This is a genomic window from Marinitoga sp. 1155 (assembly GCF_001021175.1).
Taxonomy (GTDB): domain Bacteria; phylum Thermotogota; class Thermotogae; order Petrotogales; family Petrotogaceae; genus Marinitoga.
The window spans coordinates 1-1,476 of sequence record NZ_AZAX01000037.1 but is presented as its reverse complement, the minus strand read 5'-3'; the positions used below and the strand labels follow the sequence as shown (position 1 = coordinate 1,476).

Annotated in this window: 1 pseudogene; it reads right to left on the bottom strand. The window is 24.8% G+C overall.

Annotated elements, in window-relative coordinates:
• Positions 1-271: 271 nt before the first annotated feature.
• Positions 272-1,476 (bottom strand): annotated as a pseudogene (locus tag X274_RS12190) (hypothetical protein); the annotation flags it as partial.

The following is a 1,476-nucleotide window of genomic DNA, read 5'->3' as shown; positions in this document are numbered from 1 at the left end:
TCATTTATTGGTGTTTTCGTTTGATATGTCTGTTAGTCAGTTGTTGTACTGACATGTTTTTTTGTGTTTTTTTTTTTAATGATGCGGCGCCCCCCGAAAGCCACACCCTGCATTTCGGCGGGAGGGGCAGATGGGTTTAAAAGACAGGTTATACATGATTTTAAAAATGTTCTGTATAAAATGCTTCCTGGCCAACAGAATGAAAAATTCTTATCATTTTCATTTTATTTATTATATCACCGCCTTGATATAAATATCATAGCTATATTTTTTATAAATTATCAAAAATAGTATTAATTTCTATTTTTTTACTATAATCTTTTATATTATATTGATTCCAACTATTTTTAGCATCTTTATACGGCCAATCAGTAAATTCAATAATTTTTAAAGTGTTTCCTTCTGGCGGAAGAAGATAATCAAGAAGCCTGTTAGTTAAATCCTCATGATGAGTAGTTAAAATAACCTGTCTTTTCCCTTCATAAGCCAACTTTCTAAATAAAATTGAAGCTGGTAATAATTGTGTCATATCAAGTGCTGTAGTTACATCATCAAATAAAAACACATGATGGTTCAATTCATTTTCAAAAGCTAAATTTGCTCCTATTTTAAAAGCTATATTCAAAATAGTTTTCTGACCGGTTGAAAAATTTTTATACTCAATTTCTTTTCCGGATTTTGAAATTATGTCATATTTAATGTTTTTGCTAGATTTTGTTTTTTTTATTTTCATTGGTAAGTATACTTCCGGAAAATGAAAAATTCTTAGAATTTTATTTATTGGTTCCATAATACTATTTCTTTCTTTTTCTGAAATTTCAGAAACTATTGAATTTAAAATACTATTTCTTTTAGATTCTAAATTTATAACCTCTTGAGCAGAATTTATAATTTCATCTATTTCATTTTTATATTTTTCTTTCTTTTTATTTTCTTCAATTTGCTTCAATAAATTCAATTCTTTAGAAATTTGAGAATCTATATTTTCTATTATTTTAGAATAGATTTCCATATTATTTTTAGATTTATTATTATTATTATTATTATTATTGTTGTTGTTGTTTATTAATTCAAATACTTTAATTTCTTTTTCGATTTTATAGTCTTTAAATTTTTCAGTAAATTCTATTCCATCTTTTATTATGTTTAAGTAATTTTCTAACTTATCTATTTTTTGGTTTATTTCATTCCTCTTTTTATCGATTGCCTCATACCATTTTTCATATTCTTCAAATAATGTCTCTATATCTGTATTAACAATCCAGTTAATAACTTTTTGAGGTAATAATTTCCTGTCAACATTCTCATCTTTCAACTTATCTCTTATCTTATCAAAATAATCTTTTACAACTTCAAATCCATCTCCAAAAGGAGAAAATATCATATAAGCTCTAAGTAATCTTTTATGCTCTTTCCTTAAAGAATCTATAACATTTTCTAATGCTTCTTTTTTCTTTAATACTTTATCTAAAATAT